Raw genomic sequence first — 24,801 nt, forward strand, 5'->3', positions numbered from 1 at the left:
AGAAAGGCCACTTAATCCTGACTTTCATTTTCATTATAGGATTCATGGTTTTCATCCCCACCCGATTGTAAATATTTGAACAGGTCCTTAATTTCTTGCGGATTGAGTCGGTTCAACAAACCTCCGGGCATTGGTGAAATGGGCGAAGGTCCGCGTTGGACTACCGTTTCTTTTTTGATAGTTACCGTGTACGTTTCGTTGTAGGGATTGGGCATTAATACAATTTCTTCCTCGTTTTCTGATTGTATCCTACCCGCCAGATTTTTGCCATCCGCCAGCTCCAACAAGGTGTGGGCATACTGATCCGATATTTCATCATTGGGACTGAGAACTGCATGGATGAGGTCATAAGTACCAAATTTCGTATGGGCTTGAGTAAGGTCCGGTCCTGCGGCCCCTCCTTCGCCCCGAATTCTGTGGCATAAAACGCACATGGCCGCTTCAAAGGCTCGCTTTCCTGCTTCAAAATCACCCCCATTCATTTCTTCGTTCCAAACAATATTCTGAATATCTCCCGCGGTATAGATGCCTCCAGGTCCCTGGGGCTGGGGAAGATCCGCTACGGCATCGGTTGGGGAATATTCGCCCGAAATTTCCTTGAAATAGGCCTTTTCTGCTTCGGGAACATGCGTCATGGCCCTTTGGCGTACGTTTTCCATATAGGCTTTAAAGCTCATTCCGCCCTTGCTTCCCAGCACATCATAGAACCACGAGAAATAGGTTTCCCTTAATTCTTTGTTCCATCCTTTTTCGGCATTGCTCAAAAGCATCCCGTAATAAATGGCCTCACTTGGCGGCATTTTTGCCAGCACTTCCCGTATGATTTCTCCATATTGTTCGCTCCTAAGGGTGGTTTCCTCATCTAAAAGTCCAACCCCTTCCGAAACCGTCCTTTCTTCAGTATGTTTTACCAATTGGTTGACCAAACCTTCCGTTATGCCATCCGCTTCCAAATACAGTAGAATCTGACCCAATTCCTTGTTTACGCTGTTGTTGGCATGGGGGAAAGAATTGTTCAGTTTTTTGGCTATCACATTTCCGGCAGCATTTGCTGGTTTGCCCATCCTGATGAAGGATAGGGAATAGGCGCGCAAGAGGGCCAACTGGTTTTCTTTGGTAAGTGTTTCTAGTTGAATGGGCTCCAATTTTTTATAAAGCAGTTGTTGGTGCTGTGGGTCATCCGTTCTGGCAAGTGCAATACTGGCATTGATAAGTTTTGTAGCCTCGGTTTCTGAAGAAAATCGGTCTTTCCAAGTATCGAATTCGGCATGCTCCAAGACCATACGCGCAGCATAACGAATAAATCGGTCCTCATGGTCCAAATTTTCCCACGCAAGGGAAAGACCTTCTTCCAGTGAGCTTTTCTGGAAGGATTCCAAGGTGCGTCTCAGCTCCCTCAATTGTTTGTTTTCGGCATTTTCGACAGTATCCGCTTTGGCAGTAGCATCACCGGTATAGGTCAACCGGTAAAAATGGGAATCCAAATTTCTGCCTCCAGTAGCAAAGTAGAGGTTACCGTCAGAGCCGGAAATCATATCCGTTAGCGGCAACGGGGTCCCTGAAAAAAACTGTTCCCTCGTGGCTTCGTAGCTACTGCCTTTGGGAACCAAATCGATAAAATACACCGTCCCAAAGCTCCAATCCATGACCAAAAGCCCGTTTTTGTATTTCGATGGAAAATTTAGGGAAGCGGCGGAAAGGACGGCCGTCGGCGAACCTTGCTCCAAGTTATGAACGGCCGGTAAATTATCGGGATAATAGGCCGGCCATTTACCCGAACCGGTACGCCATCCATACTCACTTCCAGGGACTACATGACAAATGCGGGTGGGCCTGTACCAAGGCATACCTATGTCCCATTCCATGTCTGAATCGTAGGTAAACAATTCTCCATCGTTGTTAAAGGCAATATCAAAGGGGTTTCTGTAACCGGCGGACAGCAATTCCCATTCCGTTCCTTCCGGATTAAACTTAGCGACCCAACCCCCTGGCGCCTTGATATCGTTTGCATGGCCCCTGGCATCCAAATAGGTAGGTAACAGGTTGTCCTCGTTCCAGTTGTTGGGCAACCTGCTGTTGTTCTTTAAAACATCTGGAACCAAGGTATGGTTGCCCGCGATGAAATAAATTTCATTTCCATCGGGCGAAAGAACCAGACTGTGGGGCCCGTGTTCCCCATTGCCCTGCAATTTTAAAAGCATGGTGCTTTGGTCCAGAACTCCGTCACTATTGGTATCCTCAATTTTGTAAATACCGCTTCCATAGTCCGAATCTTCCTCCCATCTTTTATTCACGGAAACATACAGGCTATTGAAAGCCCAAAGTAGGCCGTGAGCCTGTCCTATTTCAATATCCAACGGTGTAACATCCACTTTGGAAAGTTCTTCCCCTTTTTTAGGTGGGGTAAAGGAATAAATTTTGCCGTACTGATCACAGGAATAAATAATGCCATTGGGTCCCTGGGCCAAAGCCACCCAAGACCCTTGTTCATTGGCACTGGGATGATAGATTTCCTCCAATGAGAAGCCATCGGGAATGTTGAACTTGATTTCGGAATCTTGTGTCGTTGTTTCGTTTTGGGTATCGTCCTTACAAGCAATTAATATCGTGATACTAAGGGCCATCACGATATATCTGAAGAAAGTTCTGTTCATGGATGAAAAAGTTGGTTTTACGAATAGGTAAAAGATACAAAACTTGCACTAAAGAATTCAATAGTTATTTTTTTGAACTGCCCATTTTACTAAAGAATATTTACCACAATGTTGCCCACATTTGGGCCCACCTTAAAAGGGCCTAAAAAATTGCAGTATCTAGGCCAGACTCTTTAAGTAAAGAGCTTCTACTTTTTCTCTGGCCCACGGCGTTCTCCTTAGAAAAACTAAGCTCGACTTTATGGATGGATTATTCTTGAAGCAGTTGATATTTATTTCTTTCGATAATTCTTCCCAAGTGTAAATTTGTGTAAGGTGTTCTAGGATATCGACCAATTTTACACCATGTAGTGGGTTGTTTTTTTGTTCCATTATTTTTTAATATTTAAAGGCTACCAACATGGATATGGGAGGAACATCGATGTATTCCTGAATGGTTTTGGAGCCGCTGAAATCAAACATATCATTATATACTGCCAATTTGTAGGCCTCATTTAACGGATACCGAAAAGCTTCTTTTTTGGCATTATAAATGACCAGAATCTCTTTCCAAGAGTCGCCGTTGGCGGAATTCTCTAAGGTATATGAAATGAGGCCTTCTTCCACCATCTGAAAGTTTAGGTGTTCATTGACCGCTTTGGTATTGGACATGGAGAAGGCTGGGTGCGACTTGCGTAAACGAATCAGATTTTGATAATACGTAAAAACATCCTTATGCCTGTCCTTGAGTCCCCAATCTATCTGATTGATACTATCCGGAAGGTTGTAGGAATTGTGTTCACCTTGTTTGGACCTCAAAAATTCAACACCAGCGTGTAAAAACGGGGTGCCCTGCGAAGTCAAAACAATGGCATTGGCCAGTTTGTGCATGGCGATCAATTCCTCTTGACCAGCGGCAGGATTCGAAATTTGCAGTTTATCAAATAAGGTGTGGTTATCGTGGCAGGAGATGTAGGATATGGATTGCCAAGGGGCTTTTGTCCATGGGGCCTTGGAGTAATTGACACCCTCATAATCGATTTGAGGATGTTGGATGCCGCCCACAAGTCCAAACTTTATGGATTCCTCCTTTTTGGTTCCCCCGTTTACGAAACCGGTGTCCAAATCTTCAAAGACGGAACCCTTTAAACCGTCCCGAATATCATCGCTAAAGGCCGCAATTTGCGGCAGTTGTTGCATGTGTTTTTTTAGGGACCTCTTTTCTTCTGGGAGCGGGGAGTCCTTGGCGGTCCAGCCTTCGCCATAGAGGAGCGCATCTGGGTTTACTTTTTTTAGGGCCGACGCAATTTCGTTCATGGTCTCAATATCATGGATGCCCATTAAATCGAACCGAAAACCATCGATATGGTATTCCTTTGTCCAATATAAAAGGGATTCCAGCATGAATTTTCGCATCATGATTCTTTCCGATGCCGTTTCATTCCCACAGGCGGCCGCATCTGAATAGCTGCCATCTTCGTTATGACGGTAATAATAGCCGGGTACTTCCTGATTGAACAGCGATTCCTCCGTCTTGCCCGTGTGGTTGTAAACAACATCCAGAATCACCCCGATACCGTTGTCATGAAAGGATTTCACCATTTGTTTGAATTCCTTGATTCGCACCGATGCGTCATAAGGGTCGGTCGAATAAGAACCTTCCGGTACATTGTAATTTTTGGGATCGTAGCCCCAATTAAATTGAGGTGTCTCCAACCGAGTTTCATCAATGGAGTAATGGTCAAAGGAAGGCAGTAAATGCACATGGGTGATGCCAAGTTCCTTTAGATGATCGATACCCGTTTTTATATTCCCTGGCCCCATGGTGCCCTGTTCCACCAAACCAAGATATTTTCCTTTTTGCTCAGCACCCGACTGCGGATGTAGGGTCATGTCCCGCAGATGCAGCTCGTAGATTATCGCTTTATTGGGCACTTCAAGTTTGGGCCCTTTGTCCATTTCCCAGCCTTGAGGGTTGGTAGTTGCCAAATCTAATACCATGGCCCTGTTACCGTTGACCCCAACCGCTTGGGCATAAATACCTGGGGTTTCGAACAACCATCCCGAATCTGTTTTAACCTGAAAGGTATAATACGTGCCGTTCAGGTTTCCTGTTAGTTTTTTTATCCAAACGCCATTCTCTGAACTTTCCATCAAGTGGCTCTCCTTTATTTGGGAGTCGTTGCCGTTTTCGTAGAGATTGACTTTTACCCCCTTTGCTGTCGGCGCCCATAAAGTAAATTCCGTAGCTTCCTTGGTATACTGTGTCCAAAGGTTTGCATTTTGGGCGGTAGGGTAGGCGTGGTAGTGGGATTTATCAAAACCCTTGCGGCAAGAAGTGGTCAATAACATCAAAATGGTAGGGATAAAAACGTATTTCATTAAGAGAATTCTTTTTAACAAGATAGAAAATATATAGTAGGGTTACACTATTAAGGAAAGTGTCTAAAATGAAAAAACTCCGGTAATCAGCCGGAGTTTATTCATCAATCAAAAAACGAACAGTCATGATAAACTGTTTGTAACCTTAAAATTACAACTTATATGCCAAATTTGCAATTTAACATAAGTTTCACGTGTAATTTTTACGTTTAACCTAGATAGGTCTTTAAAATCTTACTTCTAGAGGTGTGTTTTAACCTACGAATGGCTTTTTCCTTGATTTGTCGTACCCTTTCCCTAGTAAGGTCAAAAGTTTCACCAATTTCCTCCAAGGTCATGGAGTGTTGCCCTGCAAGGCCAAAATAAAGTCTAATAACATCCGCTTCCCTTGGAGTCAAGGTTTCCAATGCGCGTTCAATTTCTGTACGAAGCGACTCATGTAGCAATTCCTTGTCCGGATTTGGGGACTCACCACTACGTAAAACATCGTACAGGTTGGAATCCTCTCCATCGATTAAAGGGGCGTCCATGGATACGTGACGACCAGAGTTCTTCAGGGATTGTTTTACGTCCTCAACGGTCATATCCAATTCCTTGGCAATTTCTTCTGCAGAGGGTACCCGTTCATGCGCTTGCTCCAAGAAGGCAAACGTCTTGTTAATTTTGTTAATAGAACCAATTTTATTCAAAGGCAAACGAACGATACGAGACTGTTCCGCCAATGCCTGTAATATAGATTGACGGATCCACCATACGGCGTAGGAGATAAACTTAAATCCCCGCGTTTCGTCAAAACGCTGTGCAGCTTTGATCAGACCAAGGTTTCCCTCGTTGATCAAATCCGGTAAAGTAAGCCCTTGGTTTTGGTATTGCTTCGCAACCGATACCACGAATCTGAGGTTGGCCTTTGTTAGTTTTTCAAGAGCGATCTGGTCGCCTGCCTTGATGCGTTGTGCCAACTCTACTTCTTCATCAGCGGTAATCAAGTCCACTTTTCCAATTTCTTGCAAGTACTTGTCCAAGGATGCGGTCTCCCTATTGGTGACCTGTTTTGTAATCTTAAGCTGTCTCATTAAAGTAAATTAAGTTCAATTTGCATAGACTGCATATACTTATACGTAGATTTTTCCAGAATGTTACAATTGGGTATAAAAAACTTCAAATAATCGATTAAGTGAATAAAAAAGCCCCAACAAATGGTCGGGGCTCTAAATTTTAAGGATTTTTAATCCCTTCTTGGTTTTCTATCGCGATCGCGGTTTCTGTCGTTTCCACGACGGTCGTCCCTACGATTGTTATCGCGTGGAGGCCTTTCCTTAAAACCTTCAGGTTTTGGCAAAAGAGCCTTACGGGAAACCTTATCCTTTTTAGTTCTTGGATCAATACCGAAGTATTTCACATCAAACACATCGCCCATGTTTACCACATCAGATACATTTTCAGTACGCTCCCATGCCAATTCCGAAACGTGTAACAATACTTCGTTGCCCGGTGCTTCCATATATTCCACAACGGCACCAAAATCTAACATTTTAATGACCTTCACTTCATAAACGCTACCCACTTCAGGTTTGAACATCAAAGAATCGATTTTTGCAATTACTGCGTCGATTCCCGCCTGGTCCGTACCCAGAATTTCCACGATACCTTCTTCTGTAACCGGATCTTCGTTGATAACGATCGTCGTTTTGGTCTCTTTTTGAAGCTCTTGGATTACTTTTCCACCGGGTCCGATCAAGGCACCTATGTACTCGTTCGGGATGATTCGTGTAACCATTTTAGGTGCATGCGGTTTCACATCCGCTCTTGGTGCCTCAATAGTTTCCACCAATTTTTCCAATATATGTAAACGTCCGTCACGGGCTTGTTTCAAGGCCTTGACCAAGATTTCATAAGAAAGTCCCTTTACTTTGATATCCATCTGGCAAGCAGTGATACCATCGGCCGTACCGGTTACCTTAAAGTCCATATCCCCTAAGTGATCCTCATCTCCCAAAATATCGGAAAGCACGGCATATTTACCTGATTCCGTATCGGTAATCAATCCCATGGCAATACCTGAAACGGGTTTTTTCAATTGGACACCGGCATCCATTAGTGCCATAGTTCCCGAACAAACTGTTGCCATGGATGAAGAACCGTTGGACTCCAACACTTCGGATACTACCCTTACTGTATATGGACAATCCTCAGGAACCATGCCTTTTAGGGCTCTTTGTGCCAAGTTGCCATGACCGACTTCCCTTCTGGAAGTGCCACGGATTGGTCTAGCCTCTCCCGTTGAAAAAGGAGGGAAATTATAATGTAGGTAAAAACGCTCCTCGCCTTCAAAAGATGGCATGTCTATTTGATTGGAATCCCTAGAAGTACCCAAGGTGACCGTAGCCAATGCCTGTGTCTCTCCTCTGGTGAATATAGCAGAACCATGTGTGGATGGTAAATAATCCACTTCGCACCAAATAGGCCGTATGTCCGTAGTTTTACGACCGTCCAATCGAAGACCTTCGTTCAAAGTAAGGTCTCTTACTGCTGCTTTTTCGGCCTTATAGAAATATTTGGAGATCAATCCACCAAATTCTTCCTGCTCCTCTTCGCTGAAAGAGGCTTTCACCTCCTCTTTTATTGCCTCAAAAGCTGCGCTTCTTTCATGTTTAGCAGAACCGGCTTTCGCTATTTCATACACCTTACTGTAAGTAAGATCGTGCACTTTTTTCGCCAACGATTCATCCTCTGCTTCCGGTTCGTACTCACGGGTTTCTTTTTTTCCGAATGCCTCTGCCAACCGAACCTGGGCCGCACACTGTACCTTTATGGCTTCGTGGGCAAATTTAATGGCCTCGGTCATTTCCTCTTCGGAAATTTCATCCATTTCCCCTTCCACCATCATTACAGAATCGGCAGATGCGCCAATAATCATATCGATATCGGATTCCGCCAATTGAGCTAACGTAGGGTTGATTACGAATTCACCGTTGACCCTACCTACACGTACTTCGGAAATTGGGCATTCAAAAGGGAAATCAGATAACTGAATAGCAGCAGAAGCTGCCAAACCTGCCATAGCATCCGGCATTACGTTTTCGTCATGGGACATCAATTGGATCATCACCTGGGTTTCCGAGTGGTAATCCTTGGGGAACAAGGGCCTCAAAACCCTGTCAACCAAACGCATGGTCAAAACTTCTCCATCGCTGGGACGCGCCTCTCTCTTGAAAAATCCGCCAGGGTAACGCCCCGCGGCGGCAAATTTTTCACGGTAATCCACCGTTAGTGGCAAGAAATCCACATCGCTTGCCTTGTAGTTGGAAACAACTGTACATAACAGCATACATTTTCCAGATTGAACAACAACAGAACCATGTGCCTGTTTTGCCAATTTTCCGGTTTCGATAGAAATCTCCCTACCGTCCCCAAGGTCAATGACCTCTCTAAATACTTTTGGAATCATAAAATGTGATTAAAACCCGAATCATTTCAGGTTCGTTAAACAATGGTCTCTCCGACGTTTTGTATGGTCGGGTGTTGTTGTGTTGTTGTGTGGACCAATGAAAAACTGTGTGTAGCTTTTTGTGTTTGTCTATTTTTTTGGCTCCTTGGACATGGAGTATATTTTAAAAAAAGGGGATGGTCAACCATCCCCTTTTGTGTTTATTTTCTAATACCAAGTTCTTTGATAAGCTCCCTGTACTTGACGATATCCTTATTTTTAAGATAGTCCAACAAGCTTCTACGCTTACCTACCAATTTTACCAAAGACCGCTCGGTGTTATAATCTTTGTGGTTGTTTTTTAAATGTCCGGTCAAGTGATTGATCCGGTGTGTGAACAAAGCGATTTGTCCCTCGGTAGAACCTGTGTTCTCCGCTTTCCCGCCATGCTTTTTAAAGATGTCGGCCTTAATTTCCTTGGTTAAATACATTCCAATATTGTTTTAAATGATTTTTATGTATCCGATTTTTTGTAAATCAGGGTGCAAAGATAGGTCTTTTTTCATTACCCGACGAACATTTTTACAATGCTCAGGCTTTTGCCTTTCGGATGGGTTGATTTTGGATGAGGTCTATGTATAGATTGATGTTCTTCTTCAAGTCCTTTCGGTGTGAAATAAAGTCCAAAAACCCGTGTTCCAAAACAAATTCGGCGGACTGGAAACCTTCCGGCAATTCTTTACCTGTGGTATCTTTTACTACCCTTGGTCCCGCGAAGCCGATCAAGGCCCCGGGCTCCGATATATTGATATCGCCCAACATGGCATAGGAGGCCGTGGTGCCACCCGTAGTTGGGTCCGTACAAAGCGAAATATAGGGTAGGCCAGCGTCTGCCAATTGCGCAAGTTTGGCCGAGGTTTTGGCCAACTGCATCAAGGAAAGGGCAGCTTCCATCATTCGGGCCCCCCCAGACTTTGAAATCATGACAAAGGGAACCTTTTTCTTGATGGCATAATCGATTCCCCTCGCGATTTTTTCACCTACGACGCTACCCATAGATCCACCAATAAACGCAAAGTCCATACAGCAGATTACGATATCCTTTCCCAAGGATTTACCGAACCCGGTACGAACTGCATCGGTAAGACCTGTTTTCTTTTGGGCGGCCTTTAACCTGTCAACGTATTTTTTGGTGTCCTCAAACTTTAAAGGGTCCTTGGAAGAAAGTTTGGCATCCAATTCGGTGAATTTGTTGTCATCGAACAAAATCTGGAAATATTCCTTGCTGCCAATACGTACATGGTAATCATCTTCCGGACTTACGTAAAAGTTTTTGGCAAGGTCCTCAGATTCTACGATTTTACCGGTAGGGGATTTATACCAAAGTCCTTTAGGGGTGTCCTTTTTTTCCTCTGTGGAAGTCTGGATTCCTTTTTCCTTTCTTTTAAACCAAGCCGTCATGTCTTCCATTTAAAAAGTTATCGACTAAAATTATAGCGTATTCACGTTATTGAGATCCTCAAAGGCTTTCTTTAAGCGCTCTACAAAGGAGGTCTCGCCATTTCTCAACCAAACTCTTGGGTCATAAAACTTTTTATTGGGCTCATCGGCACCTTTTGGGTTCCCTATTTGGGATTGTAGATAATCCTTGTTGTCTTGGACATAATCTCGTACGCCCGCCAAGAAGGCATATTGCAAATCTGTATCGATATTCATTTTTATCACCCCATAGCTGATGCCTTCCCTGATTTCCTCAACGGAAGAACCGGATCCACCGTGGAATACAAAATCGATATGGTTGTGCCCAACGCCGTATTTTTCCGAAATAAATTCTTGGGAATTTTTAAGGATTTTTGGGGTAAGCTTTACGTTTCCTGGTTTGTATACACCGTGAACGTTCCCAAAGGCCGCTGCGATGGTAAATCGCTGACTTACTTTGGAGAGCTCCTCATAAGCGTATGCTACTTCTTCCGGTTGGGTATACAGTTTTGAATCGTCCACATCAGAATTATCCACACCATCTTCCTCTCCACCGGTAATTCCCAATTCTATCTCCAAGGTCATTTCCATCTTGCTCATGCGCTCCAAGTACTGCTTGCAGATTTCGATGTTTTCCTCCAAAGGCTCTTCTGATAAGTCTATCATATGCGAACTGAACAGGGATTTTCCAGTTTCGGCATAATGTTTTTCACTGGCGTCCAAAAGTCCATCGATCCATGGCAATAGTTTTTTTGCACAATGGTCCGTATGCAGGATTACCGTGGCTCCATACGCTTCAGCCAATTGATGTACATGTTTGGCACCGGCAACCGCTCCTAATATGGCCGCCTTCTGCCCCTCATTGGAAAGTCCTTTTCCTGCGTTGAACTGGGCACCACCATTTGAAAATTGGATGATGACCGGTGCGTTCAAGCTTGCGGCGGTTTCAAGTACTCCATTTATGGTGTTGGAACCTATTACGTTTACGGCAGGTAATGCAAATGCCTTTTCTTTTGCATACTTGAAAATTTCCTGAACCTGATCTCCGGTAGCTACGCCCGGCTTAATATTGTGAGCCATAATCTTTGTGGGTCTAATTAGTTTCTAAAAATGTGCAACAAAAGTAATAAAACAAATATACTTAGAAGGGATAGTTTATGCCAATTTGCAAAACTGAATTGGCAAAATTATAATCGCGAAACCATCTTTTTGAAGGAATTTCAGCGGGATTATAGGTCTTAAATCCAAGGTCTAACCGGAATAAAAAGTAGGTGAAATCATAGCGTAGCCCAAAACCCGAGCCCAAGGCAATATCCCGTAAGGATTCCAGTCCGTTAAAGGTGGCATCCTCGTTCTCCACATCGTCAAAAACATTCCAGATATTTCCTGCATCCGCAAATAAGGCGCCGTTTAAATCGCCAAACAGTGGAAACCTATACTCCAGGTTTAAGGCCAATTTTAAATTAGCTTCATTAAAGTCATTTAGGGCAGACGTACGCCCCGGCCCTAAAGAATAGGGGAACCAGGCCCGGTTGTCGTTCGAGCCTCCGGCAAAATAACTACGTACGAAGGGTATGTTATCCGAATTTCCATAAGGGATGGCGATACCAAAAAAGGTTCTGGCCGCCAGTACATTGGAACGGGACAGGTCCCAATATTTCACATAGTCGAACTCGGTCTTTATATACTGTGAAAAGGGTACGTTAAAAACCAAAAGCTGTCCATCATCATTTTCATTAAAAGGGATAAAATTGGAAAAACCGGAGAGTAAGTTCCCGGCACTTTCAACCTTGAACCGGAACTGATAAAAATTGTTATCCAAAATACCATTTCGGTTATTCTTATTGAACGTGTAGTTGGTAGTGAAAATTAGGTTGTTCTCCGTTAACCGTTGTTCTCGCTCGGCAATACTTCTCACATCGCCAATCTGTTCTTGATTGAGATCGTTTATTTCACCTGAAATTACGTCCCTTATAAAGCTGGAAGTACCAATGGTATCATTAGTGCTAGTAGTTATGGTAGAGAGGTTATCGTTCTCATCAAAATAATCTGGATTCACCACGTCGGAATTGGCCGCTATTGCATTTAGTTGATTGTAGGTTGTTCTATACACATCATAAAAACGATTCCGGTTCACGTTTCTAACGAATTGGATATTCAATAGTTCGATAGCGTGTTTTTTAAAATCATTGGGGGACCAATTGTAACCCAAAATAGCATTCAGGGTCTGTTTGTCCAAACCAATATTTTTTTGAAAACTGGTACCGGCCGAAATTCTTGTTTTTGGCAGGGAATAGTCAGGTATTAGGTTGGTCCTGTTTACAAACGGAAACCATATTCTTGGAAAGTCAAGTGAGATGTCCCCACCGATTTCGGAGAAAAAATCATCGGGGAAAATATCGGTACTTAAAAGGCCAAAGGTGCCATCGGCCGAAATGCTTAAATTTTCAGCGCCTTTAAAAATATTTCGTATCAATAAAGAGGCACCCATACCCACACCGATGCGACGTAAATTCGACCGGCTCACTTCAAAATTTGTACCCAAGGAATATTTAGATTTTGGAGCAAGATAAATATTGGTGTTCACCAAATTTTGGATGCTGTCCTCCTCAAAAATAATATTGGGATATTTAAAAATGTTAAGACTGTTCAGCTGTCTGGATGTTCTGATTTTGTCCAGATCCCTATAGATACTGTCTTTTTCAAAGAAAATGGCATCTGCCAGGGTCTTTGGCCTGATTTTGAATTTTCCGGAGTAGTAAATATTCAGGTCTTCGTATTGAATGGAATCCAAGGGTGCACTGTACACACTCGATAAGAAATTCGTAAAAACATTGATTTTGTTGATTTTCTCTACCTTATATTCCGATGTGGTAACCTGATTTTCGCCCCGTCTCCTTAAATCGCCAATATTGAGATTGATATTCATCTTTTGATCGTCCGATGCCCTTACGGTATCCCTTTCAATATCAAATGTGATGGAACTTTCCTGAAAATTTCTAATACCACTGTTTCTAAAAATGCCCGTCAAGCGTTCCCGCTCCAGGGTAAAATTGTTGAGGTCAAATTGTTCGCCTTTCTTCACCAGGGATGCATCAGCATGTAAAAAATAAAGGGAATCGATCGCTTTTGAGGAAATATCATTGGAAAGGGAATCGATGTAATAAGGCTTACCCAAATTGATCCTATAATCTACCGCCACCTTTCTTTTTCCGTTCGTGGAATCAATGAGGTAGGTGGTACTGTTATTAAAATACCCTTTGCTGTTGTAGAAGGCACTCAGCCGTTCCAAACTTCGTCTGGTTTGGGTGGTGTCCAAAATTACCGGGGCCTCGCCCACATCCTTGAGCCATACACTTAGACCCTTTACCAGAAAGGACTCGCCCAATCGGTCCACTTGTTTTTTGGAGAGCAGTTTCTCAAGTCGCTTCTCCCTATTCGGTTTTTTGTTGAGCCAAGCCTGATAGAGGGAATCCGGATTTTCCTTTGCCAAGTTATAGAGGTTCAGTCGCAAGGGATATCCTAAAATAGCGGTATTGGTCTTCTGATAAATGAGACTTTGAACGTCCTCGTTCGTTACCTTCACAGAATCCACCAAGATGGTGTTTTTCACGATCAGATACTCGTCTTCCTCAACCTTTTTGAGCGAATTACAGGATGTGGAACCTATTGCCAGTAGCAAGATTAAGCTTATTTTAGCTATGTGGTATTTATAGCATGCTACCGTCTTCATAGAAATCAAAAATACATCATTTGAATGGTTGTGAAAAGTGAATTGAAACTTATAAAAAACCTACAGCAAAAAAAATACCGAAATGAAAATGGCCTTTTTGTGATGGAAGGTAAAAAGGCGGTGGAGGAACTTTTGGAGTCTGGATTTAAGGCCTATAAAATCTTTACGACTGGACAAGAATTGCAAGGAGCAAAGGCTTTTGAAGTAGCACCTATATCCATGAAGGAACTGAAGCAGATCAGCAGTTTAAAAAATCCGAACGGGGTTTTGGGGGTTTTCTATAAGAAAATAACTACCGATTTAAAGTTGGAAGGGTGGACGGTCGTTTTGGATGGGGTACAAGACCCCGGAAATTTAGGTACTATCATCAGGTTGTGCGATTGGTTCGGGATTGAGAACCTCATTTGTTCCAAAGAGACCGTAGATTGCTATAATCCAAAGGTTTTGCAGGCCACCATGGGCTCCATTGCCCGCGTCACTATTTTTTATACGGACTTGACAAACTTTCTAAACGCTACCAAAGTACCTGTATACGGCACTTTCATGGAAGGTGAAAATATCCATAAAACAAATTTGCCGGAAAATGGCATCCTGATTCTTGGAAATGAAGGAAACGGTATTTCAGATACCGTTCGAAAGTTGTGTGATTATGAAGTTAGTATTCCGCAATTCGGGAAAAAAACCACCGAAAGTTTGAACGTGGCCACTGCCACGGCCATATTTTTGAATGAAATTAAACGCAAGTAGCAAACTTATCCACCTCTATTCAAAGGTGAAATTGATAAAGATGCCTCGGGATTTCATGGAGGCGATATTCCCGGTCCAGGGGCTGTTGGGATCGTTGTCCCTTATCAATTCATCGGTAAGTGCAAATACCCCTCTTATGGACGGGCTGAATTTAAAATACTCCAGATAGAAATCGATACCAAAGCCCAACTCATAATTATAGACCCATTTGGTCATTCTAAAGGTACGGGAAAGGTTATCGTCCAAGCTAGCTTCGTTACTACCCAAATTTAGGGACGCTGAACCACCACCTATTAAAAACGGTTTCCAGTTACCTAGTCTTCGGGTGCTTACTTTTAAAAGTAACGGAAAGTTTATGTAGGTCGATTTTACCTCTCTAAGTGCATCCCTTTCTTCTTCCAATAATGGGGAGGGAAAACCTAAAAGTCTTGAAGTATAGTGAAGGCCCGGTTCCAACCGTACGTCCAGAAATTCGTTAATACGCATTTCCCCAATTAATCCTACGTTGAATCCCAATGACTTGGCAACTTGTACGTTGGTAAGATCCTTGCCGTTGGCATCGAACCCCAAATCGTCCTCGTATTCAAACTTGAAGTCATACTGGTTCAAACCTAAAAAATATCCCCAGTTCAGGAATTTTTTATCTTCGTTCTCCTTATTTAGAACGGGGTTTTCGTTGAACTGGCCATAAAGGTTCGGGGTCAATATAAGGATACCCAAACATGTGAAAAACCATTTTTTCATTTACTCAAATGTCAATCGTTGTAATACCCTTATTTTTTGGCGATGTATATTGACGATACGCCAAAAGTTTGAGGTTTGTTCGCTACATCTATAAACCCGATTTCCCGTAAAATATTGTTGAAGTTTTCTCCATGGGGAAAGGCAGCGGCAGATTCGCTTAGGTAGCCATACGCAGAATTGTCTTTAGAGAACAGTTTTCCGATCAAAGGGAGGATGTATTTTGTGTAAATGGTATAACCTTGTTTGAAGGGTGTTTTGGTTGGTACCGATGTTTCAAGAATCACCAAGGTGCCACCTGGCCTTAAAACACGGAGTATTTCGGCCAGACCCTTTTCAAGGTTTTCGAAATTACGGACCCCAAAAGAAACGGTTACGGCATCAAAGGAGTTGGTTTCGAAGCTTAGGTTTTCACTGTCGCCCACCACCATTTCAATAATGGGGGATAGGTTTTTTTCATTGATTTTTTTTTCCCCAACCGCAAGCATGCCTGGGGAAATATCCAAACCCACAATTTTTTTTGCCCCCGTTTTTACCATGGCTATCGCAAGATCCCCGGTTCCTGTTGCAATATCCAAAATGGTTTTGGGAGCTTCCTCCTTTAGAATAGCCACTACCTTTTTTCGCCATTTTACATCTATACCAAAGGAAATTACGCGGTTTAGGCCATCATAATCCGTAGAAATGGTATCGAACATCTTAGTGACCTGTTCTTTTTTCCCTAAGTTGGAGTCCTTATATGGGGTAACCTTTTTGGCCATTTGCAAATTTTTGGGCAAAGATACAATATAGCAAGAGGTTCTTTCAAATTTTACGGAATTCATTGGTAGCGTCGAAGCGCATTGAAATCCAATACCGTTTCAAGACCGAGATTCTTTTTCTTTAAATGCCATTAGGACTAACAATAAGGTTGGTTTAGGTATCGATTAAATCCTTCTTAAAAGCTTGAAAATAAATTGAAACCTCATAAAATTATGTAATTTTGTACCCATTAATTCACTTACTTGTAGAACATAGCTATTGACCCAATGAGGGTTAGGACCTGGAGGTGAAGACACGTTTCCAGGGAAGCTAGCTTAAGATTTTAAATGAAAATAATAATTGCTGGAGCTGGTGAGGTTGGATTTCATTTGGCGAAATTACTCTCCTACGAATCCCAGAATATTACTTTGATCGATACTGATAAGGAAAGTCTGGCATATGCGGACAACCATTTGGACATTAGGGTGCTCAGGGGCGATGCCACTTCCATTTCCATTTTAAAGGATGCATCGGTACAGGATTCCGAGCTCGTTATTGGCGTAACATCTTCGGAGACCACGAATTTGACCTTGTGCATGTTGGCCAAACAATTGGGCTGTAAAAGAACCATTGCCAGAATTTCCAATACGGAGTTCGTCGATAACAAGGAATTGTTGAAATTTTCCCAATTGGGCATTGATGAGCTTATTTCCCCGGAAGAGCTCGCCGCTACAGAGATTCAGCTTTTATTGAACAAATCGGCCTTTAACGACACGTACGAATTTGAGGATGGCGAGTTGATAATGGTGGGGGTTTCCTTGCCTAGGTCGGCACCTTTTGTTGGAAAAATGGTCAAGGAGGCCGCCAAGGTATTTCCGGAATTACACTTCATGCCCATCGCCCTCCAAAGATTGGGGACACAATATACGGTAATACCCCGTGGTGATACCTATTTCAAGGAAGGTGATCAGGTCTACTTTATAACGGTTAAGGAAGGGGTGGACGAGCTCTATAAGCTCACCGGCAAGAAAAAGGAGGATATTAAAAACGTGATGATTCTTGGAGGGAGTAAGGTAGGGTTCAAAACGGCCCGGGATCTTTGCTCCAAACGTTTCAATGTAAAATTGATAGAAAAGAACAAGGAAAAGGCCTTTGATTTGGCCGATGACCTTCCCAATGCCTTGGTAATCAATGGAGATGGTAGAAATGTGGAGTTGTTGGACGAGGAGAGTCTGGAGTCCATGGATGCCTTCATCGCGGTAACCGGGAATTCAGAAACCAATATCATGTCCTGTTTGGTGGCTAAATCCAAACATATCAAGAAAACCATCGCATTGGTGGAGAACATGGATTATTTTCAGTTGTCCCATTCCATTGGTATCGATACCTTGATCAACAAAAAACTCTTGGCGGCCAATAATATTTTCCGTCATATACGAAAGGGTGAAGTGGTAGCCTTGATGCGCTTGAACAACCTGAATGCGGAAATTTTGGAGTTTATCGTAAAAAAGGATTCCAAGGTTACCGGTTCCACCATCCGGGAATTGAACTTTCCCAAAGATGCCACGATCGGTGGTGTGGTAAGGGACGGTGAAGGAATCATTGCCTTGGGTGGCTTTACGATCCAAGCTGGGGACAGGGTGGTCGTTTGTTGCCATCCGGAGCAAATCCCTAAAATAGAACGAATGTTCCTCTAGCATGCGCTTGAATTCAAGAATTATTTTTCATCTGATGGGGCTATTGCTTCTTTGCAATGGCGGATTTATGCTTTTGGCCGCTTTGGTAAGTGGCATCTACGATGACGGTGCGACCCTAAGTATTACCTTGGCTTCCGTGGCCACCATGTTTACAGGGGTTTTTGCCATGTATTACACGAGGGGACACCGAAAAGAGGTAAAGCAAAAAGAAGGCTATATCATAGTAACTTTTGGATGGTTGGTCATGTCCATTTCAGGAATGCTTCCCTATATTTTTTCCGGTGCGGTGCCAGATATTACCAATGCCTTTTTTGAAACGGTTTCGGGCTATACGACTACCGGGGCCTCTATCATGGATGATATTGAATCCATGCCCGAAGGAATCCTTTTTTGGCGAAGCCTTACGCATTGGATCGGGGGTATGGGTATCATTGTATTGGCCATAGCTATTTTGCCTCTTTTGGGAATTGGAGGCATGCAGCTATTTTCGGCCGAAGCACCCGGACCTAGTGCCGATAAACTACATCCAAGAATTACGGATACCGCAAAAAGGTTGTGGTTGATCTACTTGGGATATACCATAGCGGAAACAATACTTTTGAAGTTGGCCGGTATGTCCTTCTTTGATGCTATCAACCATGCCTTGGCAACACTTTCCACGGGAGGTTTCTCTACCAAGAACGCCAGTATTGCGTATTGGAACGATCAGCCGTTGATACAGTATATCATTATCCTTTTCATGTTTTTGGCCGGAAGCAATTTTGTAATGAGCTACTTTGCCTTTAAGGGCAAGGTACAGCGAATTTTAAGGGATGAGGAATGGAAATATTATTCGCTCGGCATCTTGATATTTTCCGTGGTCGTGGCAGGGGTCATTTATTTTCAGGCCAATATTACCCAGGACACCCCGGGTTATCCCATGGTGCTTGGAAAGGCGGAAAGTTCCATAAGGCATGCCCTGTTCCAGGTTATTTCCGTTATAACGACAACGGGATTCGTTAGTGCCGACTTTACCCAGTGGACCCCATTTTTGACTGTCTTCTTCTTCGGTTTGTTCTTTATGGGAGGATCTGCAGGGTCGACAGCGGGCGGCATAAAGATTATGCGGCATCTTTTAATCATAAAAAATGGACTATTGGAGTTCAAAAGGACCTTGCACAGCAATGCCATCATCCCTGTACGGTACAACAACAAAACGGTAAAGGAAAAGATCGTCTACAACATCATTGGCTTCTTTATTTTGTATATGCTCTTGTTCATTATTGGGGCCTTGGTATTGGGGATGCTAGGTCTTGATTTTGAATCGGCCGTTGGTGGGTCGGCTTCATCCTTGGGCAATGTGGGTCCTGCCTTGGGCAGTTTAAATCCCGTTAGCAATTTTAATAGCCTGCCCGCTTTGGCAAAATGGTGGTGCGGGTTTTTGATGTTGGCCGGTAGGTTGGAACTTTTTACCGTTTTGATATTATTGAATCCTTATTTTTGGAAAAGGACTTAAACTATTGATCAACTCTTTTGAAAACAAAAATCCCGTATTATGAAAATGCGGGATTTTTGTAAATATCCTTTTCGTTAGATTTATAAAAGTGCTTTTTTAATTCTTGCTATCGCTTCCTCTATTTCCTTGACCGATGCCGCATAAGAAATCCTGATGCAGTTTCCATTGCCAAAAGCGTCACCTGTGACCGTGGCCACATTTGCATGCTCCAATAAGTACATGGCAAAATCCGAAGCATTATTGATTTTTGTTCCGTTCAAGGTTTTTCCAAAATAGGCGGTTACATCTGGGTATACATAAAATGCCCCTTCCGGTTCATTGCATTTAAATCCTGGGATATCGTTCAGCAAATCCAGAATCAGCTTTCTGCGTTTTTTGAATTCATCCACCATATACTGAATTCGGTCGGGAGATTCTTCCAAGGCGGTTATTACGGCCCTCTGCGCAATACAGTTGGCACCACTGGTCACCTGACCTTGTAATTTATTACACGCCCGGGCAATATAGCTAGGAGCTCCAATGTATCCAATTCTCCATCCTGTCATGGCGAAGGCTTTCGCTACCCCGTTTACCGTAACGGTACGGTCATACATGTCCTCGAATTCTGCCATGGAGGCGTGTTTGGTAACACCGTAGTTTATGTGTTCGTAAATTTCATCGCTGACCACAATAATCTGTGGATATTTTTGAAGTACATCGGCCAATGCCCTCAACTCCTCTTTACTATAGATAGAACCACTAGGGTTGCAAGGAGAACTGTACCAGAGCATTTTGGTTTTTGGCGTAATGGCGGCTTCCAATTCCTCTGGGGTCATTTTAAAATCGTTCTCCAATGAAGTTGGCACTTCCACTGGAACACCATCGGATAACTGAACAATATCCGCATAGCTGACCCAGTAGGGGCAGGGTAGAATTACTTCATCGCCCTTGTTGATCATCGCTTGCGCAACATTGTACAAGGATTGTTTGGCTCCTGTAGAAACCACGATTTGGGAGGGTTCGTACGTAAGATTATTGTCCCTTTTAAATTTTGTGATGATGGCCTTCTTTAGCTCCACGTATCCATCCACCGGGGTGTACGCATTGTAATCGTCGTTGATTGCCTGTATAGCGGCATCTTTGATGTATTCCGGGGTATTAAAGTCAGGTTCCCCTAAACTCAACCCGATAATATCTTTTCCAGCCGCCCTAAGTTCACGGGCTTTCGCGGCCATTTCAAGTGTAGCGGAAGGAGTAAGGCTATTTATCCTGTCCGAAAGTTGATTGTTCATATCAATAAAATTACTAGTACTGTAAAGTAGGCTGCTTGCCTAATTCCCTTAAATGTTTGAAGTGCGAAATTATAGCTTTTCTAGTAGTTTCATATTCGTGATATGGTAAATTAAATTCCCTTGCAGTCTGTTTCACAATTTTTGAAATTTTTGTGTAATGGATGTGACTGATATTCGGGAAAATATGATGTTCCACTTGATGGTTCAAACCACCGGTGAACCAATTTACAATCCTATTTTTGGTGCTAAAATTCACGGTTGTAAACAGTTGGTGGATGGCCCAGGTGTTTTTCATGGTGCCGTGATCATCGGGTAGGGGCGTATCGGCATGGTCCACGATATGTGCCAATTGGAAAACCACACTTAAAATTACTCCTGCAACATAATGCATCAGAAAGAATCCAATGAGGATTTTCCACCAAGCGATGTCCAAAATCAACATAGGCAATACGATCCAAATCGTCACATAAAGGATTTTGGTGATTATCAAAGTACTCCAATTGATGGTCGCGCTGGGCAACTTGCCATAGGAAAGTTTACGCTTCATATATCGATACATCTGCATAAAGTCTGTAGTTATGGCCCAGTTAAAGGTCAATAACCCATAAAGGAAGATGGAATAATAATGTTGGAACTTGTGATAGCGCTTCCATTCCGCATGCTTGGAGAAGCGCAATATCCTTCCTGCTTCCATATCCTCGTCGTGTTCATGGATATTGGTATAGGTGTGGTGGAGCACATTATGCTGCACCTGCCAATTGTAAACGTTGCCAGCAAGAATGTAAATGCTACTTCCCATGATTTTATTCACCCATTTTTTATTGGAATAAGACCCATGATTTCCGTCATGCATTACATTCATGCCCACACCGGCCATTCCAACGCCCATGACAATGGTAAGCAATATATTGGCCCAAGTTGGTAGTCCCAAGGTTAAAATTAGGAAATAGGGAGCCAAGAATAGGGTAAACATTACTAGGGTCTTTAAGTGCAATTTCCAGTTGCCTGTTTTCTTGATCTTGTTGTTCTTAAAATAATCATTGACCCTAGCGTTCAGGGTCTTGAAAAATTGTGTTGAATCTCTTCGGGGAAATCTGATGGTTTTGTTCTCCATAACCGATAATCTTTTTTAAAAAATCGAGCAAATAAATTTTTATTTGTTGGGTAGGTTACCCAAAATAGAAATCTTTGCAAAAAATAATGTATTCTTTTTCTAATTCTACAAATATACGCATGACAGCCGAAACCATTTTTAAATATTTCCCCAATTTAACAGTAGAGCAGCAAAAACAAATAAATTCATTAGAGGAGCTCTACAAAGATTGGAACCAAAAGATCAATGTGGTTTCTAGAAAGGATATTGACGAACTGTACCAAAGACATGTGCTCCACTCGCTTGGGATTGCCAAAGTCCAAACATTTAAGGATGGATCTGAAATTTTGGATGTAGGTACTGGGGGTGGATTTCCGGGTATTCCCTTGGCAATTTTATTTCCTGAAGTGAATTTTACCCTGGTGGATTCTATCGGAAAAAAAATAAAGGTCGTCAATGAGGTAGTGGAGGGGCTTGGCCTCACGAATGTCCAAACCGTTAATTCAAGAGTGGAGGAGGTTCCAAATCAATTTGATTTTATAGTCAGTAGGGCGGTCGCGGCCATGCCTACGTTCGTATATTGGGTAAAGGGAAAAATAAAAAAGGAGTCGCAACATGAAAGAAGAAACGGTATTCTGTACCTGAAGGGAGGGGATTTACAGGAGGAATTGGAAAGCTATCGCACAGCTGAAATATTTGACCTTACTGATTATTTTGAGGAGGATTTTTTTGATACCAAAAAGGTCGTATATCTTCCCATGAAATTTAAAGGCTAAAGACTATAAATGGTCTTATAAACCTTCCGACTTTTTTTTGCATATTCCTTTAACCGATTCCAATAATGTATCCGAGTACAGAGTATGTACATCCTACAATGCTTATATGTTCTGAAAATCAAGTTCATATCCATTCAAAATTCCACAAAAAACATTTAATTTACAATTAATTAACGTTAAATTTACATTGAAATTGTTCAATTGGATGTTTTTGGAAATAAAAAAGCGCCGGTAAGGCGCTTTAAATTTAGTTTGTGAAAAAGATTATTCGCTCCAGGGTGGCACCACGCCATTAGTTCTTGCATAAGCAATAAGTTGGCCCTTATGCTCTCCATTATGTTCCATGATGATCAATAGACCTCCTAACTTATTCATTTTCATAAACCCAAAATCAACTTCATTTCCCAATTCACCGCTTTCCACTTCACCTACTTTGTCCAACACCCATGCATTGGATTTTTTTAGGGCCGTAATAATATTGTCTTTACCCGTTATTTTGGTCAGCCCCATAATATCGACATCTTCTGGAGGTGCAAAGCCCATCTTGGACCCAATGAAATAGTTGGCTCCAGCTACATGGAGCAATGCTTCCGCCACCGAATTAACGCCCTCCATAGGTCTCCAATCATATTGTTCCTCAGAAAAGGCCTCCGCCAACTGGATTACTTGAGCTTGATTTCCCTGTAACAATCCCTGAATGGTGTTTTGTGTTAGGTTTTCCTGTGCTTGGATACCCAATACGCAACCTGTCAGACAGAGTATTGAAATTAATTTTTTCATTTTAGTGCTGTTTAAAAGTGAAGGGTGTTCCCGGATTTTCCGGGAACACCCTTAAAAGTAATCAAAATCTTTGTGACTGTAACTTTAGCTTGTTAAAATTCAGACACTTAACCTAAAAAAGGATATCGATAATCTTCCGGGGTCACAAAAGTCTCCTTTATCAGGCGTGGGGATACCCATCGCAATAGGTTTTGAGCAGAGCCCGCCTTGTCATTGGTCCCGGATGCCCTTGCTCCACCAAAAGGTTGTTGGCCCACGACCGCTCCCGTAGGTTTATCGTTTATATAAAAATTCCCTGCACAATTTTGTAAGGCTTTGGTAGCCTCGTCAATCGCATAACGGTCTTGTGAAAGTACGGCTCCCGTTAGGGCATATTCAGAAGTGCTATCTACCAACTTTAGCGTTTTGGACCAGTCCGCATCCTCATAAACATAAACGGTTACCACAGGCCCGAAAAGCTCGGTCTCCATGGTGGTATAATGTGGGTCGGTCGTTACAATAACCGACGGTTCTATAAAGTAGCCTTTAGATTTGTCGTAACCACCTCCAACGATAATTTCCGCTTCTTTATCATTTTTTGCTTGGTCAATGTATTTGGCAAGTTTATCAAATGAGGCTTCATGAATGACAGCGGTGATGAAGTTCCCCATGTCTTCGGGCGATCCTGGTTTGTTAAAAGAGGCCACATCCTTTTTAACCAAATCCAATATTTCTTTCGACGTGGATTTAGGTAGGTATACCCTGGATGCCGCACTACATTTTTGCCCCTGAAATTCAAAAGCGCCCCGCGTAATCGCCGTGGCAACTTGTTGAGGTTTTGCTGTGGGATGCGCAATGATAAAGTCCTTTCCGCCGGTCTCGCCAACAATTCTAGGGTATGTTTTGTAGGTATGAATATTGTTTCCTATCTGTTTCCAAAGTTCCTTAAATACATGAGTTGATCCCGTAAAATGAATGCCGGAAAAATCTGGACTCGCCAAAACCGTTTCCGTTATCATTACCGGGTCTCCGTAGACAACGTTGATTACCCCATCCGGTAGTCCTGCTTCCTTGAATACATCTACGATGACCTTTGCGGAAAATATTTGGCTGTCACTTGGTTTCCATACCACCACGTTGCCCATCATGGCCGCACTTGCGGGCAGATTTCCTGCAATTGCCGTAAAGTTGAAGGGTGTAATGGCATATACGAATCCTTCGAGAGGTCTATATTCCACGCGGTTCCAAATGCCTTCGGACGAATAGGGTTGCTCTTCGTAGATCTGTGACATATATTCCACATTGAATCTCAAAAAGTCTATGAGTTCGCAAGCCGAATCAATTTCGGCCTGATGTATAGTTTTTGATTGCGCCAACATGGTCGCGGCATTTATTTTTGCACGATAAGGACCTGCAATAAGTTCGGCCGCTTTTAGGAAAACCGCAGCACGCTGCTCCCATGTCAAGTTTGCCCAAGCCTCCCTGGATTCTAGGCAGTTGGAAATTGCTTCCTGAACGTGTTTTTTTTCAGCAAGATGGTAGTTGCCCAAAATATGTTGGTGATCATGTGGGGGCGACATCGGTTTGGTGTTTCCGGTACGCACCTCCTTGGGGCCAATATACATTGGTATATCTACCGTGCTAGTGTAATAGGTTTTGTATTGCTTTAATACCTGTTCGCGCTCAGGAGTTCCTGGAGCATAACTTTTTATTGGCTCATTTATGGCGGCCGGTACTTGGAAAAATCCTTTGCCCATGGTCAATTTTTATTTTTAAAATTAGTAGTTGACCAAAAGTACTAAAAGGGGTTTGTTATAAAAACTAAAT

Annotated in this window: 19 protein-coding genes; 4 read left to right on the top strand and 15 right to left on the bottom strand. The window is 42.7% G+C overall.

All coding sequences use genetic code 11. The features are described from left to right. Positions 1-11: 11 nt before the first annotated feature. The 9 genes from FEK29_RS15535 to tamL form a co-directional block, all read right to left on the bottom strand. On the bottom strand, positions 12-2,654 hold the full coding sequence (locus FEK29_RS15535; protein WP_240042768.1) for a c-type cytochrome: 2,643 nt from the start codon (positions 2,652-2,654) through the stop codon (positions 12-14). A 159-nt stretch (positions 2,655-2,813) separates the two neighbouring features. After that, positions 2,814-3,026 (bottom strand): VF530 family protein, encoded by a 213-nt coding sequence (locus FEK29_RS15540; protein WP_138259356.1) that lies wholly within the window; start codon positions 3,024-3,026, stop codon positions 2,814-2,816. A gap of 6 nt (positions 3,027-3,032) precedes the next feature. Then, a complete protein-coding gene (pulA, locus tag FEK29_RS15545) occupies positions 3,033-5,015 on the bottom strand; it encodes a type I pullulanase (RefSeq protein WP_138259357.1) in 1,983 nt (660 codons plus the stop codon). Positions 5,016-5,224: 209 nt separating this feature from the next. Beyond that, positions 5,225-6,088: a sigma-70 family RNA polymerase sigma factor gene (locus FEK29_RS15550; RefSeq protein ID WP_073180565.1), complete on the bottom strand. Its 864-nt coding sequence runs from the start codon at positions 6,086-6,088 to the stop codon at positions 5,225-5,227. 152 nt (positions 6,089-6,240) lie between these two features. Continuing rightward, positions 6,241-8,463 carry a polyribonucleotide nucleotidyltransferase gene (locus FEK29_RS15555; protein WP_138259358.1) on the bottom strand — a complete coding sequence of 741 codons (2,223 nt, stop codon included), beginning with the start codon at positions 8,461-8,463 and terminating at the stop codon, positions 6,241-6,243. 200 nt (positions 8,464-8,663) lie between these two features. Continuing rightward, positions 8,664-8,933 (bottom strand): 30S ribosomal protein S15, encoded by a 270-nt coding sequence (gene rpsO / locus FEK29_RS15560; protein ID WP_138259359.1) that lies wholly within the window; start codon positions 8,931-8,933, stop codon positions 8,664-8,666. A 100-nt stretch (positions 8,934-9,033) separates the two neighbouring features. Next, the gene (accD, locus tag FEK29_RS15565; RefSeq protein ID WP_138259394.1) at positions 9,034-9,903 is read right to left on the bottom strand and encodes an acetyl-CoA carboxylase, carboxyltransferase subunit beta; all 870 of its coding nucleotides are present in this window, start codon (positions 9,901-9,903) and stop codon (positions 9,034-9,036) included. Between the two features lie 30 nt (positions 9,904-9,933). Further along, positions 9,934-11,001: a class II fructose-bisphosphate aldolase gene (gene fbaA, locus FEK29_RS15570; RefSeq protein ID WP_138259360.1), complete on the bottom strand. Its 1,068-nt coding sequence runs from the start codon at positions 10,999-11,001 to the stop codon at positions 9,934-9,936. 61 nt (positions 11,002-11,062) lie between these two features. Beyond that, positions 11,063-13,654 carry a translocation and assembly module lipoprotein TamL gene (tamL, locus tag FEK29_RS15575; RefSeq protein WP_138259361.1) on the bottom strand — a complete coding sequence of 864 codons (2,592 nt, stop codon included), beginning with the start codon at positions 13,652-13,654 and terminating at the stop codon, positions 11,063-11,065. A 42-nt stretch (positions 13,655-13,696) separates the two neighbouring features. On the opposite strand from tamL, the gene FEK29_RS15580 reads away from it, so the two are divergent. Next, complete coding sequence (locus tag FEK29_RS15580) at positions 13,697-14,401, top strand: TrmH family RNA methyltransferase (protein WP_317129185.1); 705 nt, start codon at positions 13,697-13,699, stop codon at positions 14,399-14,401. Positions 14,402-14,416: 15 nt separating this feature from the next. Here FEK29_RS15580 and porT read toward each other — a convergent pair whose 3' ends face one another. Continuing rightward, positions 14,417-15,145, bottom strand: a complete 729-nt coding sequence (gene porT, locus FEK29_RS15585; protein WP_138259363.1) for a type IX secretion/gliding motility protein PorT/SprT — start codon at positions 15,143-15,145, stop codon at positions 14,417-14,419. Positions 15,146-15,174: 29 nt separating this feature from the next. Beyond that, the gene (gene ubiE, locus FEK29_RS15590; protein WP_262710142.1) at positions 15,175-15,966 is read right to left on the bottom strand and encodes a bifunctional demethylmenaquinone methyltransferase/2-methoxy-6-polyprenyl-1,4-benzoquinol methylase UbiE; all 792 of its coding nucleotides are present in this window, start codon (positions 15,964-15,966) and stop codon (positions 15,175-15,177) included. A gap of 264 nt (positions 15,967-16,230) precedes the next feature. Between ubiE and trkA the strand changes: the two genes are divergently transcribed. Both trkA and FEK29_RS15600 read left to right on the top strand, forming a co-directional pair. Further along, positions 16,231-17,580, top strand: a complete 1,350-nt coding sequence (gene trkA, locus FEK29_RS15595; protein WP_138259365.1) for a Trk system potassium transporter TrkA — start codon at positions 16,231-16,233, stop codon at positions 17,578-17,580. A gap of 1 nt (position 17,581) precedes the next feature. Continuing rightward, positions 17,582-19,075 (top strand): TrkH family potassium uptake protein, encoded by a 1,494-nt coding sequence (locus FEK29_RS15600; RefSeq protein WP_138259366.1) that lies wholly within the window; start codon positions 17,582-17,584, stop codon positions 19,073-19,075. A gap of 80 nt (positions 19,076-19,155) precedes the next feature. Here the strand turns inward: FEK29_RS15600 and FEK29_RS15605 are convergent, their stop codons facing one another. Together FEK29_RS15605 and FEK29_RS15610 are read right to left on the bottom strand one after the other, a co-directional pair. Further along, complete coding sequence (locus tag FEK29_RS15605; RefSeq protein ID WP_138259367.1) at positions 19,156-20,346, bottom strand: pyridoxal phosphate-dependent aminotransferase; 1,191 nt, start codon at positions 20,344-20,346, stop codon at positions 19,156-19,158. A 13-nt stretch (positions 20,347-20,359) separates the two neighbouring features. Then, entirely contained in the window at positions 20,360-21,460 is a 1,101-nt protein-coding gene (locus tag FEK29_RS15610; RefSeq protein WP_138259368.1) for a fatty acid desaturase family protein, read from the bottom strand. Positions 21,461-21,579: 119 nt separating this feature from the next. On the opposite strand from FEK29_RS15610, the gene rsmG reads away from it, so the two are divergent. After that, positions 21,580-22,215, top strand: a complete 636-nt coding sequence (gene rsmG / locus FEK29_RS15615; protein WP_138259369.1) for a 16S rRNA (guanine(527)-N(7))-methyltransferase RsmG — start codon at positions 21,580-21,582, stop codon at positions 22,213-22,215. Positions 22,216-22,479: 264 nt separating this feature from the next. Here rsmG and FEK29_RS15620 read toward each other — a convergent pair whose 3' ends face one another. Both FEK29_RS15620 and pruA read right to left on the bottom strand, forming a co-directional pair. Next, entirely contained in the window at positions 22,480-22,995 is a 516-nt protein-coding gene (locus tag FEK29_RS15620; RefSeq protein ID WP_138259370.1) for a DinB family protein, read from the bottom strand. Positions 22,996-23,102: 107 nt separating this feature from the next. Next, positions 23,103-24,731, bottom strand: coding sequence for an L-glutamate gamma-semialdehyde dehydrogenase (gene pruA, locus FEK29_RS15625; RefSeq protein ID WP_138259371.1), 1,629 nt, complete (start codon positions 24,729-24,731; stop codon positions 23,103-23,105). Positions 24,732-24,801 lie beyond the last annotated feature (70 nt).

This window comes from Maribacter aurantiacus, assembly GCF_005780245.1.
GTDB classification, from domain to species: domain Bacteria; phylum Bacteroidota; class Bacteroidia; order Flavobacteriales; family Flavobacteriaceae; genus Maribacter; species Maribacter flavus.

Bases quoted from the DNA above. Each gene is read 5' to 3' on its own strand.
- accD (WP_138259394.1), bottom strand. From the start codon at position 9,903: ATGACGGCTTGGTTTAAAAGAAAGGAAAAAGGAATCCAGACTTCCACA.
- fbaA (WP_138259360.1), bottom strand. From the start codon at position 11,001: ATGGCTCACAATATTAAGCCGGGCGTAGCTACCGGAGATCAGGTTCAG.
- rsmG (WP_138259369.1), top strand. From the start codon at position 21,580: ATGACAGCCGAAACCATTTTTAAATATTTCCCCAATTTAACAGTAGAG.
- pruA (WP_138259371.1), bottom strand. From the start codon at position 24,731: ATGGGCAAAGGATTTTTCCAAGTACCGGCCGCCATAAATGAGCCAATA.
- FEK29_RS15620 (WP_138259370.1), bottom strand. From the start codon at position 22,995: ATGAAAAAATTAATTTCAATACTCTGTCTGACAGGTTGCGTATTGGGT.
- trkA (WP_138259365.1), top strand. From the start codon at position 16,231: ATGAAAATAATAATTGCTGGAGCTGGTGAGGTTGGATTTCATTTGGCG.
- tamL (WP_138259361.1), bottom strand. From the start codon at position 13,654: ATGAAGACGGTAGCATGCTATAAATACCACATAGCTAAAATAAGCTTA.
- FEK29_RS15605 (WP_138259367.1), bottom strand. From the start codon at position 20,346: ATGAACAATCAACTTTCGGACAGGATAAATAGCCTTACTCCTTCCGCT.
- FEK29_RS15540 (WP_138259356.1), bottom strand. From the start codon at position 3,026: ATGGAACAAAAAAACAACCCACTACATGGTGTAAAATTGGTCGATATC.
- FEK29_RS15555 (WP_138259358.1), bottom strand. From the start codon at position 8,463: ATGATTCCAAAAGTATTTAGAGAGGTCATTGACCTTGGGGACGGTAGG.
- FEK29_RS15600 (WP_138259366.1), top strand. From the start codon at position 17,582: ATGCGCTTGAATTCAAGAATTATTTTTCATCTGATGGGGCTATTGCTT.
- ubiE (WP_262710142.1), bottom strand. From the start codon at position 15,966: ATGAATTCCGTAAAATTTGAAAGAACCTCTTGCTATATTGTATCTTTG.
- FEK29_RS15610 (WP_138259368.1), bottom strand. From the start codon at position 21,460: ATGGAGAACAAAACCATCAGATTTCCCCGAAGAGATTCAACACAATTT.
- rpsO (WP_138259359.1), bottom strand. From the start codon at position 8,933: ATGTATTTAACCAAGGAAATTAAGGCCGACATCTTTAAAAAGCATGGC.
- pulA (WP_138259357.1), bottom strand. From the start codon at position 5,015: ATGAAATACGTTTTTATCCCTACCATTTTGATGTTATTGACCACTTCT.
- FEK29_RS15550 (WP_073180565.1), bottom strand. From the start codon at position 6,088: ATGAGACAGCTTAAGATTACAAAACAGGTCACCAATAGGGAGACCGCA.
- porT (WP_138259363.1), bottom strand. From the start codon at position 15,145: ATGAAAAAATGGTTTTTCACATGTTTGGGTATCCTTATATTGACCCCG.
- FEK29_RS15535 (WP_240042768.1), bottom strand. From the start codon at position 2,654: ATGAACAGAACTTTCTTCAGATATATCGTGATGGCCCTTAGTATCACG.